Origin of the sequence: Pseudonocardia sp. DSM 110487 (assembly GCF_019468565.1) — a bacterium.
GTDB lineage: Bacteria > Actinomycetota > Actinomycetes > Mycobacteriales > Pseudonocardiaceae > Pseudonocardia.
Genome location: NZ_CP080521.1, coordinates 6,749,306 through 6,766,200, shown reverse-complemented (window position 1 = coordinate 6,766,200; position 16,895 = coordinate 6,749,306). Strand labels below are relative to the sequence as shown.

Sequence of the window (16,895 nt, the reverse complement as noted above, 5' to 3'; positions counted from 1 at the left end):
CTCGGCCGCTCCCGCCGCCGGGCGAAGCTCACTCCGCGGCCGGCCTCAGCACCTGCACGTCCCCGGTGAACCCGTCGCCGGCCGATAGCACGGCGAGGAACGACAGCAGCGTGGCGCGGAACGCGCGCATGGCGTGGGTGGGGGTGAGGTCGGCCCGCCGGGCGAGCGCCACCGTGCGGAAGATCGGCGGCGTCAGCACGGTGCGGCGCAGCCGGGGGCGTCCGGCGAACACGAGGTCGGGCACCACCGCCACGCCGGTGCCCGCTTCGACCATCCGCAGCACCGCGTCCATCTCGCCGCCCTCCACAGCGAACCGGGGCTCCACTCCGGCGGCCGCGAAGGCCTGCAGGGTGGTCTCGCGGACGTCGTAGCCACGGCGGGGCACCACGAGCGATCGCCTGCCGAGCTCGCGGACGCTCATCGAGCCGCGGGAGGACGGTGACCGTTCCGATGTGGGGGAGGCCACCGACAGCCGCTCGCGCAGCACGGGCGTGGTGTGCAGGGCGGGGTCGACACCCGCGGAGGGCACGATCACCAGCGCGAGGTCGAGCTCACCGCGGGCGAGCGAGCGCACGAGCGGCTGCGAGCCGTCCTCGGCCAGCTCGAGGTGGATCTGCGGGTGCTGCTCGTGGAACACCCGCAGCACGTCGGCGAGCACCCCGATGCAGAGCGACGGGGTGGCACCCACGCGTACCCGGCCGCTGCGCAGTCCGACGATCTCGGCCACGGCGGTGCGGGCGCTGTCGGCGTCGGCGAGCATCCGTCTGGCGAGCGGCAGGAGTGCCTCCCCCGCAGGTGTGAGCGCGGGGCCGTCGCGGGCGCCGCGGTCCACCAGCTCGGCGCCGAGTTCGGTCTCGAGCGCCTTGAGCTGCCGCGAGAGCGTGGGCTGGGCCACGCCCACGGATTCCGCCGCTCGCGTGAAGCTGCGCACGTCGGCCACGGCGAGGAAGTACGCGAGCTGCGTGAACGTCACGCTCATAGCCTACGGACATCGCAAGAACGCATTCGATGCATTGGACGGTGGGCGGCTGCGCTATGAACGCTGATCCCATGGTGACCGTGGAACAGCGCCCCGCAGTGCGTGCGGGCCGCCCGCCGCGCCGCACGTCGATGCAGCTCAAGTTCGTGATGGCGGCCACGGGCGCGGTGATGCTGCTCTACCTGGTGGCCCACATGGTGGGCAACCTGAAGATCTTCCTCGGGGCAGAAGCGATCGACACCTACGCGGCATGGCTGCGCGAGGTCGGCGAGCCCGCGCTGCCGTACGAGACCGTGCTCTGGCTCGTGCGCGTGGTGCTCACGGTCTCGGTGGTCGCCCACATCGTCTCGGCCACGATCCTGGCGCGCCGTGCCCACCGGGCCCGCCCCGTGCGCTACGCCCACCGCAAGCCGGTGCAGGGCAGTTACGCCGCCCGCACCATGCGCTGGGGCGGCGTGATCATCGCGCTGTTCGTCGTCTACCACCTGCTCGACCTCACGACCGGCACGCTCAACCCACACGGCGTGCACGGCGAGGTGCACGCGAACGTCGTGGCCGACTTCGCTCCCGAGCGCTGGTACGTCACGCTCTTCTACACGCTCGCCGTGGTGGCCGTCGGCTTCCACGTCCGGCACGGGGTGTGGAGCGCGCTGCAGACGTTCGGCCGGTCCAGCGCCACCACCCAGAAGACGCTCCAGGGCGTGGCACTCGGGGTCGCGGTCGTGCTGGTGGCCGGATTCCTCTCCGTCCCGTTCGCCGTGCTGACCGGATTGGTGGCGTGACATGAGTTCAAAATCCGGGGCTTCCTACTCCGACTTCATCACCGGATCGCCGCTGGTGGACACGGCGGCGCCCGACGGCCCCATCGAGACGCGCTGGGAGCGGCGCCGGTTCGGCGTCAAGCTGGTCAACCCGGCCAACAAGCGCAAGATGAAGATCATCGTCGTGGGCACCGGCCTCGCCGGTGGGTCCGCCGCGGCCACGCTCGCCGAGCTCGGCTACCAGGTCAGCTCCTTCTGCTACCAGGACAGCCCGCGGCGCGCGCACTCGATCGCCGCGCAGGGCGGCATCAACGCCGCGAAGAACTACCGCGGCGACGGCGACAGCATCTACCGGCTGTTCTACGACACGGTGAAGGGCGGCGACTTCCGCTCGCGGGAGTCCAACGTCCACCGCCTCGCCGAGATCAGCGTGCAGATCATCGACCAGTGCGTGGCCCAGGGCGTGCCGTTCGCCCGCGAGTACGGCGGCCTGCTCGACACCCGCTCCTTCGGTGGTGCCCAGGTCTCCCGCACCTTCTACGCCCGCGGCCAGACCGGCCAGCAGCTGCTGCTGGGTGCCTACCAGGCACTCGAGCGCCAGATCGACGCCGGCGGCGTCACGATGTACCCGCGGCACGAGATGCTCGAGCTGATCGTCGTGGACGGTCGGGCCCGCGGGATCGTCGCCCGCGACCTGGTGACGGGGGAGACCCGCAGCCACCTCGCCGACGCCGTGGTGCTCGCGTCCGGCGGCTACGGCAACGTCTTCTACCTCTCGACCAACGCCAAGGGCTGCAACGTCACGGCCAGCTGGCGCGCGCACCGCAAGGGGGCGCTCTTCGCCAACCCCTGCTACACGCAGATCCACCCGACGTGCATCCCGGTGAGCGGCGACCACCAGTCGAAGCTCACGCTGATGAGTGAGTCGCTGCGCAACGACGGCCGCGTCTGGGTGCCGCAGAAGGCAGGCGACACGCGGGCGCCGGGCGACATCCCGGACGCCGAGCGCGACTACTTCCTCGAGCGCCAGTACCCCGCGTTCGGCAACCTGGTGCCGCGCGACATCGCCAGCCGCGCCGCCAAGAACGTCTGCGACGCCGGCCGTGGCGTCGGGCCCACCGGCCTCGGCGTCTACCTGGACTTCGCCGACGCGATCAGCCGGCTGGGCCGCCCGGCCGTCGCGGCGAAGTACGGGAACCTGTTCCAGATGTACCAGCGCATCACCGGCGAGGACCCGTACGAGGTGCCGATGCGCATCTTCCCGGCCGTCCACTACACGATGGGCGGGCTGTGGGTCGACTACGACCTGCAGAGCACCGTTCCCGGCCTCTTCGTGGTCGGCGAGGCGAACTTCTCCGACCACGGCGCCAACCGCCTCGGCGCGTCCGCGCTGATGCAGGGCCTCGCGGACGGCTACTTCGTGCTCCCGAACACGATCGGCGACTACCTCGCCCGCGGTGTCGAGCCGGTGGCCACCGACGCTCCTGAGGTCCGCGAGGCCGAGGCGGCCGTCGCGGGCCGCGTCGAGAAGCTGCTGTCGATCGACGGCGACCGCACCGTCGATTCCTTCCACCGCGAGCTCGGGCACCTCATGTGGGACCACTGCGGCATGGAGCGCACCGCGGAGGGCCTGCGCAAGGCGCTGGACCGCATCCCCGAGCTGCGGCGCGAGTTCTGGCAGACCGTCAAGGTGCCCGGCTCGGCGGCCACGCTGAACCAGTCCCTCGAGAAGGCCGGCCGGGTGGCCGACTTCCTCGAGCTCGGCGAGCTGATGTGCCTCGACGCGCTGCACCGCGAGGAGAGCTGCGGCGGGCACTTCCGCGCCGAGTCCCAGACCGAGGACGGCGAGGCGGCCCGCGACGACGAGCGGTTCTCCTACGTCGCGGCCTGGGAGTACACGGGCGCGGCCCCGGTCCTGCACAAGGAGGACCTGAACTTCGACTACGTCACCCCGAGCCAGCGGAGCTACAAGTGAGACTGAACCTGCGGATCTGGCGCCAGGACAATGCGGAGGACAAGGGTCGCCTGGTCGCCTACCGCGTCGACGACGCCGACGAGGACATGTCGTTCCTCGAGCTCATGGACGTCCTCAACGAGAAGCTGATCCTCGACGGCGAGGAGCCGGTGGCGTTCGACCACGACTGCCGCGAGGGCATCTGCGGCGCCTGCAGCATGGTGATCAACGGCGAGCCGCACGGCCCGCAGAAGGCCACCACCACCTGCCAGCTGCACCTGCGGCACTTCCGCGACGGCGAGACGATCACCGTGGAGCCGTTCCGCGCGGCGGCGTTCCCCGTGGTCAAGGACCTGGTCGTGGATCGGACCTCCTTCGACCGGATCATCGCGGGCGGCGGCTACATCTCCGCCCCCACCGGGGCAGCGCCCGAGGCGCACGCCGCGCCGGTGCCGAAGCGCAACGCCGACCGCGCGTTCACCGCGGCTGCCTGCATCGGTTGCGGGGCCTGCGTGGCCGCGTGCCCGAACGGGAGCGCTTCGCTCTTCCTCGGCGCCAAGATCACGCACCTCGGCGAGCTGCCCCAGGGGCAGCCCGAGCGGTCCGACCGCGTGATCCGCATGGTGAAGACCCACGACGCCGAGGGCTTCGGCGGGTGCACCAACACCGGCGAGTGCGCGGTGGCCTGCCCGAAGGAGATCCCGCTCGACGTGATCTCGCAGCTGAACCGGGACTACCTGTCAGCGACGACCCACCGCCGCTGACGCCGCGGGCCCACTATTGCCTCAGGTCCACCTCGGTTTCCGGTGCGGACGATCCGTGAGCCTGACTCAGCTCGGTCAGCCACGCGAGGTGGCCGCTGAGAGCCACCCGTCCGACGGCGGTGAGGCGGAACCAGGTGCGGGGACGACGCCCGATCGAACCCTTGCGGACGTCGAGGTAGCCGGCGTCCTCGAGGGTGCGGCTGTGCTTGGAGATCGCTGAATCGCTCACGGCGAGCATGTCGCGGGCGGTGGCGAAGTCGACCCACTCGGCACCCTGCAACAGCGCGCACAACGCCAGCCGTGGACCGGTCTCCAGCAGCGGATCCCGGCCCGAGATCGTGGCGCGCTCGGCAGGTCCGGGACCGTCATGGCTCACGAGATGACCCGGCCGGCCTCGATGTCGGCGCGCATCGCCGAACGGGTCGCCACCTGAGCGATGAACACGGCGACGGCGACCGGAGCGAGCATGTAGAGCGCGACGTCGCGTTGAGCGTGCTCGACGAGATGGTGGATTCCGAGAAACCCACCGATGGTGACGACGATGCCGGCGAGCCAGATCTTGTGGGCCGTCGGGTAGGAACTGATCCGACGGGGCAGGTACACCCCGGAGCGGCGCCGCCGGACCACCGAGTAGACCGCCGAGCCGATTCCCACGACGGCGAGCGCCCACGACAGGTACTCCCAGTCGTCGGAGGGCAGGTACGACATCCAGATCGGTATCCCCGCGGCGAGCACCAGCACGATCCCGTAGATCGTCCAGTAGGAGCGGGGAAACCCGGCGTGCGCGGCGAGACTGCGCCGCGCGTCGGCGACCTGGTCGAGTGGGTGTGTTCCGGACATGGCCCTCCGATCAGCATCTACTTTCTAGATGGAAAGTGTAGGAAGGATGGGAAGCGGCGTCAATCGCCCAGGGCCGCTAGCGGCGGCCGCTGGCGCACGGCTCGTGATCCGAGGTTGCGGTCGCCGCCCGCGTCATTCCGCTGGATCGGCCCAGTACGTCCGCAGCGTCTCCAGGTCGGCGCGGTCGTTCCCGGTGGGCTGGGTCAGTGTGAGATCGCCGGTGCAACCCGTCGCGTCCTGGTCGAAGTACAGCCTGGGCACACCCGCGCGATCCACGAACCGAACCCGGACGCCTTCGCCGCGGTCCGGCTGACCGGGCGGGATCCCGGCGCGGGTATCCGTCCGGCCCTCGATGTAACGCCACCGCACCGACACCACCGTGCCGCGTTGGGCCTGCTGGCCTGCGCTGATGCCCTGGCGCTTGTCGCGCATCGCGTCGGGCGTCGTCATCCGGGAGAACACGGCGGTACGGCCGCCGCCGAGGTCGCAGGCGACGCTCTCGGTCTCATCAGGAGCCGGGGTGCGCTGTTCGCACGACACAGCAGGCCCGGCCAGGAACGGATCGGCGAAGGTGTGCAGCGCCGGGTCGTGGAACACGCTGCGCGCGTCGGCGGGCGGCGGGGGTGGGGCCGCTGTGGGCGCCGCCGTCGGAGCTGCCTCCGGGGGAGCCGTCGCCGGGGTGGCCGGGGGCGTCGCGACGTCCGGGGGCGCTGCCACGGGGACGGGCGGAGGAGCGGCCACTCCCGGACCGCGCAGGAGCGAGACCGTGCCGACGACCGAGGCGATGATCGTGCCGGCGACCAGTAATGCGGCCAGCACCACGAGCACGGCGGGTGGCCGGGAGCCGATCGGCGCCAGTGCGCGACGCGCGACGGCCGTCGCGTTGCCGCCCGCGCCGCGCTCGCCATCGTCGCGGCCCACGTCGGGCACTCTAATGTCCTGGATGGCGAATCGACCCTTCGCTGCGTGAATCGCGTCACGATGGGAACGCAGAGTGACAGCCCGATACGCGTCGCGCGCCGGGTCGGTCGTAGGCTCCGGCGAGATCCAGACGTCCCGACGCCGCGGCCTGGAGCGGACGGCGTCGTACCGCACAGAAACTAGGGAACCTGACGTGTCATCCACCACAGACGCGTCCGCCGGCCGGGCGCAGATCACGGCACGGACGCTTCGCACGGACCGGTGGTGGTTGCCACCGCTGGCGACCTTCGTCGGGCTCACGGCGTGGGTCGCGTACGCGACCGTGCGATCGTTCCTGCAGAGCAACTACTTCGTGGCGGAGTACAACTACCTCACGCCGTTCTACTCGCCGTGCGTCTCGTTCGGGTGCGACCCGCACGCCTCGCACTTCGGGCAGTTCCTCCCCGACGTCTGGTTCCTGCCCTACGCCGCGGTCTCGCTGCCGTTCCTGCTGCTCTTCCGGCTCACCTGCTACTACTACCGGAAGGCGTACTACCGGGCCTTCTGGCTGTCGCCGCCGGCCTGCGCCGTCGCCGAGCCGCACCGGAGCTACTCGGGGGAGACCCGATTCCCGCTCGTCGTGCAGAACCTGCACCGGTACTTCTTCTACATCGCCGCGATCATCTCGTTGATCAACACATACGATGCGATCTACGCCTTCGGGAAGGCCGACGGCAGCTTCGGGTTCGGCCTGGGCAACGTGATCCTGCTGGTCAACGTCGTGTTCCTGTGGGCGTACACGATCTCGTGCCACTCGTGCCGCAGCATCATCGGGGGCCGCCTCAACCACTTCTCGAAGCACCCGCTGCGCTACAAGGGCTGGCAGTTCGTCTCCCGGCTCAACGCCAAGCACATGCAGCTCGCCTGGATCACGCTCGGGACGCTGGCGTTCACCGATTTCTACATCATGGCCGTGGCGGCGGGCTGGATCCCCGACCTGCGGATCATCAACTGAGGGCGGTGGCAGATGACTGAAGAGATCGAACGCTACGAATTCGACGTCGTCGTCATCGGCGCAGGTGGTGCCGGGCTGCGAGCAGCCATCGAGGCGAGGGCGCAGGGCAAGCGCACCGCCATCATCTCCAAGTCGCTCTTCGGCAAGGCGCACACCGTGATGGCCGAGGGCGGATGCGCCGCCGCGATGGGGAACGTCAACCCCAACGACAACTGGCAGGTGCACTACCGCGACACGATGCGCGGCGGCAAGTTCCTCAACAACTGGCGGATGGCCGAGCTGCACGCCAAGGAAGCCCCGGACCGGGTCTGGGAGCTGGAGACCTACGGTGCGCTCTTCGACCGCACCAAGGACGGCAAGATCAGCCAGCGCAACTTCGGCGGGCACACCTATCCCCGCCTCGCGCACGTCGGTGACCGCACCGGTCTCGAGATGATCCGCACGCTGCAGCAGAAGGTCGTGTCGCTGCAGCAGGAGGACTACGCCGAGACCGGCGACTACGAGGCCAACATCCGGGTCTTCCACGAGTGCACGATCACCGAGATCTTCAAGGACGACGGCAAGATCGCGGGCTGTTTCGGCTATTACCGCAGCACAGGGAAGTTCGTCCGGTTCGACGCGCCGGCGATCGTGCTGGCCACCGGTGGCGTCGGCAAGAGCTACCAGGTGACCTCGAACTCCTGGGAGTACACCGGCGACGGCCACGCCCTCGCACTCCGGGCGGGCGCCACGCTGATCAACATGGAGTTCCTCCAGTTCCACCCGACGGGCATGGTCTGGCCGCCGTCGGTGAAGGGGATCCTGGTCACGGAGTCGGTGCGCGGCGACGGCGGTGTGCTGCGCAACTCCGAGGGCGAGCGGTTCATGTTCAACTACGTCCCGGACGTGTTCCGCGAGCAGTACGCCGAGACCGAGGAGGAGGGGGACCGCTGGTACACCGACGCCGACAACAACCGGCGTCCCCCTGAGCTCCTCCCCCGCGACGAGGTCGCCCGCGCGATCAACTCCGAGGTCAAGGCGGGCAGGGGGAGTCCGCACGGGGGTGTGTTCCTCGACATCGCGTCGCGGCTGTCGCCCGAGGAGATCCAGAAGCGGCTGCCGTCGATGTACCACCAGTTCAAGGAGCTGGCCGATGTCGACATCACCAAGGAGCCGATGGAGGTCGGCCCCACCTGCCACTACGTGATGGGTGGCGTGGAGGTCGATCCGGACACCGCGATGTCGAAGGTTCCGGGCCTGTTCGCGGCCGGCGAGGTCGCCGGCGGGATGCACGGCTCCAACCGGCTCGGCGGCAACTCGCTGTCCGACCTCATCGTGTTCGGCCGCCGCGCCGGGCTCGGTGCGGCCGAATACGTCGACGCGCTCGCCGGGGTGCGCCCCGCCGTGCGGATCGACGACGTGGCGCAGGCGCAGGACCGCGCGCTGCTGCCGTTCTCCAGCGCCACCGAGGGTGGCGAGAACCCGTTCGTCGTGCAGCTCGAGCTCCAGAAGACGATGAACGACCTCGTCGGCATCATCCGCAAGTCCGACGAGATGGAGCTGGCGCTCAAGGCCCTCCAGGAGATCGCGACGAAGGCGCGGACGGTCACGGTCGAGGGCGGCCGGGCGTTCAACCCCGGCTGGCACTTGGCGCTGGACCTGCGCAACATGCTGCTGGTGTCGCTGTGCGTGGCGAAGGCCGCGCTGGAGCGGCAGGAGAGCCGCGGCGGGCACACCCGCGACGACTTCCCCGTCATGGACTCCGACTGGCGGCACCTGCTGCTGGTGCTGTCCGCGAACGGCGAGGACGACATCCACCTGGTGCGTCAGGAGCAGGTGCCGATGCGGCCCGACCTGCTCGACCTGTTCGAGCTCGACGAGCTGAAGAAGTACTACACGGGCGAGGAGCTGGGCGGGCACCGCGCCGGGGCAGGGGAGAAGGCATGACCTACGAGGCACACTTCCGGGTCTGGCGGGGCGACGACGACAAGGGCGAGCTCGTCGACTACCCGGTGGAGGTCAACGAGGGCGAGGTCGTCCTCGACATCATCCACCGGCTCCAGCAGACCCAGGCCCAGGACCTCGCCGTGCGCTGGAACTGCAAGGCCGGCAAATGCGGCTCGTGCAGCGCGGAGATCAACGGCCGGCCGCGGCTGATGTGCATGACCCGGATGTCGACGTTCGAGGAGAACGAGGTCATCACGGTCACGCCGCTGCGGACGTTCCCCGTGATCCGGGACCTCGTCACCGACGTGTCGTTCAACTACACGAAGGCTCGTGAGATCCCCAGCTTCGCGCCGCCGCCCGAGCTGGCGCCGGGCGAGTACCGGATGCAGCAGGTCGACGTGGAGCGGAGCCAGGAGTTCCGCAAGTGCATCGAGTGCTACCTGTGCCAGAACACCTGTCACGTGGTGCGCGACCACGAGGAGAACAAGGAGAACTTCGCCGGCCCGCGCTACCTCATGCGCGTGGCGGAGCTCGACATGCACCCCCTCGACGTCGCCGACCGCCAGGAGGCCGCGCAGGAGGAGCACGGCCTCGGGTACTGCAACATCACCAAGTGCTGCACCGAGGTCTGCCCGGAGCACATCAAGATCACCGACAACGCGCTCATCCCGCTCAAGGAGCGCGTGGTGGACCGCAAGTACGACCCGGTCGTCTGGCTGGGTAAGAAGATCTTCAAGCGCTCGGGGGCCTGACCACCAGCGCATGAACGCCGAAAGGGCCGCCGGTCTCCACGGGGACCGGCGGCCCTTTCACTCGAATGGCTCGTACCGGCCACGCAGCGCCCTCGAACATCACCCGGATGGCAACGCTACGTGTTGCCTTGATCGCGTCACGTCACTGATCCGTGCTCGTTGTCCCGGACGGCGCCCCACACGGCGCGGAGGACGGGAGGGCACGAGGATGACGGCGGCGGTAGGCGGGGCGACGCCCCCGGTAGGGGCACCGCCCCGGATGACGCGGATCGCGCCGTCGGGAGCCAGGGTCGTCCTCGCCGTCCCCGAGGTGTTCGGCCCGTTGCGCTGGTACGCCAGCACCAGGTTCACCGGGCCGCGGACGGCCCGGCAGTTCTTCCTGGCGCCGCGGGGCGAGCACCGCGTGATCCCGACGCACGTGCTGCCCGGAGCGCGGGAGCGGCGCGTCGCGCTGCGCGGTGCGGACGCCGTGGTGTTCGAGGCCCTCGACCGCTCCGACGCCGCGCTGGTGCTCGTCGGGCCGCACCACGAGGCCACCACGTGGTTCGGGGGCCCCGCCCCTGCTGACGGTGCCCTCGCCGCGCTGCTCGAGACCTTCCGGTTCACCGATGCCCCGGAGGGCGCCACGCTCGTCCCGACCTCCGACCTGCTGCTGCGGCAGGCCGGCGTGTCGCTGATCGGCAGAGGTGACCGCGCGACGCTCGTGGCGCGGCGGGCCGTCGACGCACTGCCGACCCTCCCGGACTGGACCGGCCTGCGCCTGCCGGCCGGCGAGCTGTGGCGCGCGGACCGCCTCCTCGACAACGGGGCATCGGCGCTCGTCGCCGGCACCGTCCACGAGTGGCGCTACGTGCTCGCCGGCGCGAGCGCCGCCATGGACCTCGTCTTGCACGGCCCGGAATCCGGCCGTCCGCCGCTTCCGCTGACCGACGACCAGGTGCTCGGTGCGCTCGCCGCGCTGGACGCCATGTGGGTGGGCTGAGTCATGTCGGCACAGATGGCCGTGGCGCTGCTCGCGCTGCTCGTCGCCGCGTTCGCGCTCGTCGCGCTCGTAGCCGTGTACGCGCGGGTGCGCGCGCTGGAGGCCGCCCGCGAGATCGGCCTCTCGGGATATGCCGCCGTCGTCGGCAGGGCGGCACCGCCGTCGGTCCGTCCCGGTCCCGGCCAGCGAGCCGGTTTCGTGGCGGTGCTGGACGCCGACTGCGCGCTGTGTCACGCCGTGTGGGACGCCCTCGCCGACATCACCGACACCGGGGTGCGGGTCGTCGCGCTCGTCGACCGGTCCGACGCCTTCGCGGCGCACCCCGGGGCGGAGCTCATCAGCGACCCGGCCGCGCGGGCCGAGCTGTTCGAGGGCTATGCGCCCACCGTCCTGCAGCTCGACGCCGCAGGCACGGTCGTGCAGCGCAGCTTCGTGGACGCCGACGCGGACCTGCCCGCCCTGTTCCGCGTGGGGAGCCTTGCATGACTCGACTCGACGACATCCCGCGCACCTCCGCGCCGCCTCCCGGCGCGCTCCCGAGCGTCGTGGTGGCGCGACTGCGGTCGATCCGACCGTCGCGACGGGCGGTCCTGCGTGGGCTCGTGATCGGGGCGACGGCAGCCGCACTCGTGCCGCTCGACTGGTACCTCGAGCGCCGGACGGCCGCGGCGGTGCCCGCCGGCGTGAACCGCGCCGAGCACACCAGCTGCGAGCCCGCGTCCTACGCCGAGGAGGCCAACAACTGGCCGTTCGACGACGCGCCGGCCGTCTGTTACGGCGGGTGGCGTCGGGGCAGCCACCCCTGCGCGAGCGGGTACCACCGCGAGGGCTTCTACGAGATCAACGGCGAGGAGATGGAGAGCACCCGGCTCGCCACCGAGTGTGAGGGCAAGAACGCGTGGCGGTGGAAGGGCTACCGCTGCTCGGACGCGATCACCGACGTCGTGTTCGCCAGCGGCGACACCTACACCGGCATCACGATCGCGGCCTGCCAGCTGCCAGAGGGCAGCGGCGCCCCGATCCTGCGCGGGTGAACCGGTGACGATCCGCTGGGCGCTGCATCCGGTCACGGCGGCCGTGGCACTGGTGGTGGTAGCGGTGGCGGCCGGGAAGACGGGTGGGGTGGCGCTCCTGCTCGTCGCGGGCGCCGCGGCGGGGTTCGCCAACTCCGGCAGCACTTGAAGCCACAACTCGGCGTTCCTGCTGAGCGCGTCGGTCTGGCGCGACGAGCCCGTTGTCCGGTTCTTCGGCACCGGCCTGCTGCTGGGTGCCCTGGTGGTGACGTTCGTGGCGGGCGCGGTGGGGGCGCTGCCCCAGGTGCTGCTGCCCGCTCCCGCGCGGTATGCGCTGTTCGCGCTGGTCGCCGTGCCGGTCCTGCTCCGGGAGGTCGGGCTCGTGCGGTTCCCCGTGCCGCAGAACGCGCGACTCGTGCCGGAGGACGTGCAACACCTGCGCCGGTGGGGCGCGCTGCAGTTCGGGTTCGAGATGGGAACGGGGATGCGCACCTACTCGCCGTCGGCGTTGCCGCACCTCGTGCTCGCGGCCGTACTGCTGGTCGTCCCGCTCCCGGCCGCGTTCGCCCTGGCCGGCGGGTTCGCGCTCGGCAGGCTCGCGATGCCGCTGCTGTCGAACGCGTGGAGCGACGACGGGTCGTGGACGGCCGTGTGGGCGAGCGCCGAGCGGATCGTTCGGCCGCTGCTGGCCCTGACCTGCACCGGTGCGCTCGTGGTTGCGATGCTCCGTCCGTGATCGCCGCCGTCGTCGTCGTGGCTGATGTGTCCTGCCCGAGCTGCTCTCAGATCGCGCGCGAGCTCCCCGACCTGCTCCGGGTGCCCGTCACGGTGCGCTCATGCCGGGACCCCCGGCTGGCGACGCAGCACCCCACCCTGCCCCCGACCGTGCTGGCCTGCCGCAGGCCCGCCCTCGGCACCGCCCGGCCGGACGGATCGGTGCGCTGGTGGCCGGGCCTGACCGGGGCGCTCGGGGTGCTGCCGGTCGTGCGGCCGCGGGCGCTGTGTGAGGCCCTCGGCCTGCTGTGGATGGCCTTGCGCGTGCGTCGCCGCTAGATCGGCGCCTGGCCGGGGCCGCGGTCGCTCGTTGTCAGCCGAGCGATCGACGCAGCTCCTCCAGCTTCGCCTTCGCCTTCGCAGCCCGCTCGGCCTCCTGCTCCTCCACACTCCGCCCGGCGGCGGTGCCCTCCGCCAGCTCGGTCATCCCCAGCGAGGTGGCGTAGCGGCTCTCGATCTTGTCGCGCAGGTGGTCGAGGCTCGGCACGCCGTGCTCGTCGTAGTCGGGCGCGGGCGGGGCCGGAGGGGTGGCGTCCGGCACGATCTCGGCCTCGATCGGCTCCGGCGTCCGCTCCTTCGACGGCTCGGTCACGGCGGCTCCTCTCGGTCGGCGTCCGGTGCCGCCCACGCTACGCGGGTCCAGTGCCCGCTAGCGTGTCGGCGTGACGATCTCCGAGCGGCCCTACGGGTCGTGGCCCACCCCGATCACGTCCGAGCTGGTCACGGCCGCGGCGGTGCGGCTGGGCGAGGTGCGGGTCGACGGCGCCGACGTGGTGTGGGCCGAGGGGCGGCCCGCCGAGGGCGGCCGTACGCAGCTGGTGCGCCGCACCCCCGACGGCGCCACCGCCGACCTGCTGCCGGACGGCCGGAACGCGCGTACGGCGGTGCACGAGTACGGCGGTGCGGCCTGGTGGGTGCGGGACGGCGTCGTGTGGTTCGCCGACTGGGCCGACCAGCGCCTGTACCGGCTGGCCCCAGGGGGCGAGCCGGAGCCGATCACCCTTGAACCGGCGGCCCCGCGAGCGGACCGCTACGCCGACGGCGACGTCGCCGCGGACGCCACCACGATCGTCTGCGTCCGGGAGCGCCACACCGGACCGTCGGCGGCCGACGTGCGCAACGAGGTGGTCCGGCTCGCGGCGGATCGCCTCTCGGAGCCCGAGGTGCTCGTCAGTGGCCCGGACTTCGTGGCCGCTCCCCGGCTGAGCCCGGACGGCACCACGCTGGCCTGGTTGCAGTGGAACCACCCGTCGATGCCGTGGGACGACACCCAGCTCATCGTCCGCGACCTGGAGTCGGGCGAGGAGACGGTGGTGGCCGGCGGACCGGGGGAGTCGGTCCTGGAGCCGCGCTTCGAGCTGGACGGATCGCTGCTCTTCCTGTCCGACCGCACGGACTGGTGGAACCTCTACCGCTGGACCCCCGGCGCCGACATCGTGCCGGTCGTGCGCCTCGACGCGGAGATCGGTGAGCCCGCGTGGGTGTTCGGCTCGGCCCGCTACGTACGGCTCGCCGACGGCCGGATCGTGTTCGGGCGGTGGCGTCAGGGCCGCGACGGGCTCGCGGTCCGGCAGACCGACGGCACGGTCGCCGACCTGGAGGTGCCGTTCTCGGCGATCGCGGCCGTGCGCGCGGCCGGACCGGACACGGTGGTGGTGGTCGCGGGCAGCCCCGGCGCCGAGCCCGGCGTGCACCGGGTCGATGTCACGACGTCCGCGGTCGAGACGCTGCGTCCGCCGCGCGACCTCGGCCTGGAGCCGGCCCAGATCTCGGTGCCCGAGCACATCACGTTCGACTCGGTGGACGGTTCGGGTGCGCCGCGCAAGGCGCACGCGCAGTTCTACCCGCCCGCATCGGCGGGCTCGCGCGGCCCGGAGGGCGAGCTCCCGCCGCTACTGGTGCAGATCCACGGCGGACCGACGTCGGCGGCGACGCCCGTGCTGAACGTCGGCGTGCAGTACTGGACGAGTCGCGGCTTCGCAGTCGTCGACGTCGACTACGGCGGCTCCACCGGATACGGGCGCGCCTATCGACAGGAGCTGCTGGGTGAGTGGGGCGTGATCGACGTCGCCGACTGCCTCGCGGCGGCTCGGCGACTCGCCGAGCAGGGCAGGGTCGACGGCGACCGGCTGTGCATCCGGGGCGGCTCGGCGGGCGGGTTCACCACGCTCGCCGCCCTTGCCAGGGACGACACCCCGTTCGCGGCGGGCGCTGACCACTTCGGCGTGGCCGACCTCGAGGCGCTCGCCGCCGACACCCACAAGTTCGAGAGCCGCTACCTCGACCGCCTCGTCGGCCCGTACCCGCAGGCCCGCGACGTCTACGTGGAGCGCTCGCCGATCCACCACGTCGAGCGCTTCACCCGCCCGCTGATCGTGCTACAGGGCGCGGAGGACGAGGTCGTCCCGCCCAACCAGAGCGAGATGATCGTCGACGCCCTCCGCGCACGCGGCACGCCGGTGGCATACCTGCTGTTCGAGGGCGAGCAGCACGGGTTCCGGCGGGCGGAGAACATCCGCAGGGCGCTGGACTCCGAGCTGAGCTTCTACGCCCAGGTGCTCGGGTTCAACCTGCCGGCGGAGGAGGGGATCGAGCCGGTGGTGGTGGAGAACCTGGGATAACGTCCTGGCGGCCGCCAGAACCGAACGGCCCGCTCATCCGCTGGATGCGGATGAACGGGCCGTTCGTTCGTACAGGACGCGCTGGTCAGGCGGCACCCGCGCGGGTGTCCGTCACGTCGGCGTGCGCGATCTCCGCCGAGGTGTGGCCGCGGCGGCGGCTCCACCGCTCCGCCCGGTTGGCCCCGGCGGACAGCAGGAGGCACATCGTGATGTAGATGAACGCGATGACGATCGCCACGGGGATGATCGGCGCGTCGAGCTGGAGCTGGCTGCCGAGCTGGCGGCCCACGAAGAGCAGCTCCTCGTACTGGATGATGAAGCCCAGCGCGGAGTCCTTGAGCAGCACCACCAGCTGGCTGATGATCGTCGGCAGCATCGCGGTGAGGGCCTGCGGCAACAGCACCGCCGTCATCACCTGGGTCTTGCGCATGCCGAGGCCGTAGGCGGCCTCGCTCTGGCCCCGCGGTACGGAGAGGATCCCCGCCCGGAACACTTCGGCGAGCACTGAGCCGTTGTAGAGCATGAGCCCCAGCACCACGGCCCAGAACGCGTTGATGCCCATCCCGAAGTACAACAGGAACATCAGGATCAGCAACGGGATGGCGCGGAAGAACTCCACGATCGCCGCTGCTGGGTTGCGGATCCACGCGTGGTCGGAGAGCCGTGCCGTGGCGAACACGGCGCCGAACACCAGGGCGAGCACGGCGCCGACCGCGAAGGCGCGCAGGGTGGCGAGGAGGCCCTGGAGCAGGGTGAGCTGGATTCGCTCGTAGGTGATCCAGTCCCACTGTTCGGCGGTGAAGAGGCCGCTCTGGGCGAAGCGGAACAGGACGAACGCCAGGATCGCGACCACGACGAGCCCGCCCACGACCGCGGCCAGCTGATAGCGGGCGCGGGCGCGGGGCCCTGGAACGTCGAACAGGACGGCGGTCATCGGGACACGCTCCAGCGCTTCTCGAGGCGGCGCTGCAACAGCACCAGCGGGGTCACCAGGATGATGAAGCCCAGTGCGACCCACAGCAGGCCGATGAACGTGCTGTAGCCCTGCTCGTTGAGGGTCTGGTAGATCGAGCCGGCTTGGAACACCGAGAAGCCCGAGGCGATCGTGGTGTTCTTCAGCAGTGCGATCTCCACGCTGGACAGCGGCGGGACGACCGAGCGGATCGCCTGAGGCAGGATGATCTGCGACAGGGTCAGGGTGAACGTGAACCCGAGAGCTCGGGAGGCCTCGGCCTGCCCGACGGGTACGGTGTTGATGCCTGAACGGACCACCTCGCACACGAACGCGGCCGTGTAGAGGATCAGGCCGGTGGCCGCCCGTGCGAAGAAGGAGAGATCCAGGATCTCCAGCCGCGGGTAGGCGAAGGCGAAGAAGAACAGCACCAGTGTGGCCGGCGTGTTGCGGAAGACGTTGACGTAGGTCGATCCGAACCAGCGCAGCGCCGGCACGGGGCTGACCCGCATCGCGGCCAGTAGCGTGCCGAGCACCAGTGACCCGATCGCGGCGATCACGAACAGCCGGATGGTCTCGAGGAACGCCGACCCGTAGAGGTCGAGGTTCTCCAGCAGAACGTTCAGGGCGGTCACTCCTCAGTGGGACGGGGCGCGGCCGGG

The 16,895-nt window shown here is 71.0% G+C and carries 20 protein-coding genes; 13 read left to right on the top strand and 7 right to left on the bottom strand.

The annotated features are described in order from the left end of the window. Positions 1-28: 28 nt before the first annotated feature. Positions 29-973 (bottom strand): LysR family transcriptional regulator, encoded by a 945-nt coding sequence (locus K1T35_RS31570; RefSeq protein ID WP_220255425.1) that lies wholly within the window; start codon positions 971-973, stop codon positions 29-31. A gap of 77 nt (positions 974-1,050) precedes the next feature. Between K1T35_RS31570 and K1T35_RS31565 the strand changes: the two genes are divergently transcribed. Genes K1T35_RS31565 through K1T35_RS31555 form a run of 3 tightly spaced genes read left to right on the top strand, consistent with a single transcriptional unit; the run spans position 1,051 to position 4,458 of the window. After that, a complete protein-coding gene (locus K1T35_RS31565; RefSeq protein WP_220255424.1) occupies positions 1,051-1,761 on the top strand; it encodes a succinate dehydrogenase cytochrome b subunit in 711 nt (236 codons plus the stop codon). Position 1,762: 1 nt separating this feature from the next. Further along, positions 1,763-3,715 (top strand): fumarate reductase/succinate dehydrogenase flavoprotein subunit, encoded by a 1,953-nt coding sequence (locus K1T35_RS31560; protein WP_220255423.1) that lies wholly within the window; start codon positions 1,763-1,765, stop codon positions 3,713-3,715. Next, a complete protein-coding gene (locus K1T35_RS31555; RefSeq protein WP_220255422.1) occupies positions 3,712-4,458 on the top strand; it encodes a succinate dehydrogenase/fumarate reductase iron-sulfur subunit in 747 nt (248 codons plus the stop codon). Before K1T35_RS31560 ends, K1T35_RS31555 begins: the two co-directional genes overlap by 4 nt. Positions 4,459-4,471: 13 nt before the next feature. Here the strand turns inward: K1T35_RS31555 and K1T35_RS31550 are convergent, their stop codons facing one another. From K1T35_RS31550 to K1T35_RS31540, 3 genes are all read right to left on the bottom strand, one after another. Then, complete coding sequence (locus K1T35_RS31550; RefSeq protein ID WP_220255421.1) at positions 4,472-4,834, bottom strand: transcriptional regulator; 363 nt, start codon at positions 4,832-4,834, stop codon at positions 4,472-4,474. Beyond that, positions 4,831-5,298 carry a hypothetical protein gene (locus tag K1T35_RS31545; protein ID WP_220255420.1) on the bottom strand — a complete coding sequence of 156 codons (468 nt, stop codon included), beginning with the start codon at positions 5,296-5,298 and terminating at the stop codon, positions 4,831-4,833. Before K1T35_RS31545 ends, K1T35_RS31550 begins: the two co-directional genes overlap by 4 nt. A 132-nt stretch (positions 5,299-5,430) precedes the next feature. Then, positions 5,431-6,219, bottom strand: a complete 789-nt coding sequence (locus K1T35_RS31540) for a hypothetical protein (protein WP_220255419.1) — start codon at positions 6,217-6,219, stop codon at positions 5,431-5,433. A gap of 193 nt (positions 6,220-6,412) precedes the next feature. Here K1T35_RS31540 and K1T35_RS31535 point away from each other — a divergent pair, with 193 nt between their 5' ends. From K1T35_RS31535 to K1T35_RS31495, 9 genes are all read left to right on the top strand, one after another. Then, positions 6,413-7,213 carry a hypothetical protein gene (locus tag K1T35_RS31535; protein WP_220255418.1) on the top strand — a complete coding sequence of 267 codons (801 nt, stop codon included), beginning with the start codon at positions 6,413-6,415 and terminating at the stop codon, positions 7,211-7,213. A gap of 12 nt (positions 7,214-7,225) precedes the next feature. Then, positions 7,226-9,139 carry a fumarate reductase/succinate dehydrogenase flavoprotein subunit gene (locus K1T35_RS31530; RefSeq protein ID WP_220255417.1) on the top strand — a complete coding sequence of 638 codons (1,914 nt, stop codon included), beginning with the start codon at positions 7,226-7,228 and terminating at the stop codon, positions 9,137-9,139. Continuing rightward, positions 9,136-9,891, top strand: coding sequence for a succinate dehydrogenase/fumarate reductase iron-sulfur subunit (locus K1T35_RS31525; RefSeq protein WP_220255416.1), 756 nt, complete (start codon positions 9,136-9,138; stop codon positions 9,889-9,891). The genes K1T35_RS31530 and K1T35_RS31525 overlap by 4 nt, the downstream gene beginning before the upstream one ends. A gap of 259 nt (positions 9,892-10,150) precedes the next feature. Continuing rightward, positions 10,151-10,873, top strand: a complete 723-nt coding sequence (locus tag K1T35_RS31520; protein ID WP_220255415.1) for a hypothetical protein — start codon at positions 10,151-10,153, stop codon at positions 10,871-10,873. A gap of 3 nt (positions 10,874-10,876) precedes the next feature. Beyond that, entirely contained in the window at positions 10,877-11,359 is a 483-nt protein-coding gene (locus K1T35_RS31515) for a hypothetical protein (RefSeq protein ID WP_220255414.1), read from the top strand. Next, the gene (locus K1T35_RS31510) at positions 11,356-11,907 is read left to right on the top strand and encodes a hypothetical protein (protein WP_220255413.1); all 552 of its coding nucleotides are present in this window, start codon (positions 11,356-11,358) and stop codon (positions 11,905-11,907) included. The genes K1T35_RS31515 and K1T35_RS31510 overlap by 4 nt, the downstream gene beginning before the upstream one ends. A gap of 4 nt (positions 11,908-11,911) precedes the next feature. Beyond that, positions 11,912-12,055 (top strand): hypothetical protein, encoded by a 144-nt coding sequence (locus tag K1T35_RS31505; RefSeq protein ID WP_220255412.1) that lies wholly within the window; start codon positions 11,912-11,914, stop codon positions 12,053-12,055. A 93-nt stretch (positions 12,056-12,148) separates the two neighbouring features. Continuing rightward, on the top strand, positions 12,149-12,622 hold the full coding sequence (locus K1T35_RS31500; protein ID WP_220255411.1) for a hypothetical protein: 474 nt from the start codon (positions 12,149-12,151) through the stop codon (positions 12,620-12,622). Next, complete coding sequence (locus K1T35_RS31495) at positions 12,619-12,939, top strand: hypothetical protein (RefSeq protein WP_255620955.1); 321 nt, start codon at positions 12,619-12,621, stop codon at positions 12,937-12,939. The genes K1T35_RS31500 and K1T35_RS31495 overlap by 4 nt, the downstream gene beginning before the upstream one ends. Before the next feature lie 34 nt (positions 12,940-12,973). Here the strand turns inward: K1T35_RS31495 and K1T35_RS31490 are convergent, their stop codons facing one another. Next, positions 12,974-13,252, bottom strand: coding sequence for a hypothetical protein (locus tag K1T35_RS31490; RefSeq protein WP_220255410.1), 279 nt, complete (start codon positions 13,250-13,252; stop codon positions 12,974-12,976). 70 nt (positions 13,253-13,322) lie between these two features. On the opposite strand from K1T35_RS31490, the gene K1T35_RS31485 reads away from it, so the two are divergent. Next, complete coding sequence (locus tag K1T35_RS31485; protein WP_220255409.1) at positions 13,323-15,281, top strand: S9 family peptidase; 1,959 nt, start codon at positions 13,323-13,325, stop codon at positions 15,279-15,281. 85 nt (positions 15,282-15,366) lie between these two features. On the opposite strand, the gene K1T35_RS31480 is transcribed toward K1T35_RS31485, so the two are convergent. Then, complete coding sequence (locus K1T35_RS31480) at positions 15,367-16,215, bottom strand: amino acid ABC transporter permease (protein WP_220255408.1); 849 nt, start codon at positions 16,213-16,215, stop codon at positions 15,367-15,369. Further along, complete coding sequence (locus tag K1T35_RS31475; protein WP_220262976.1) at positions 16,212-16,859, bottom strand: amino acid ABC transporter permease; 648 nt, start codon at positions 16,857-16,859, stop codon at positions 16,212-16,214. The genes K1T35_RS31480 and K1T35_RS31475 overlap by 4 nt, the downstream gene beginning before the upstream one ends. Positions 16,860-16,895 lie beyond the last annotated feature (36 nt).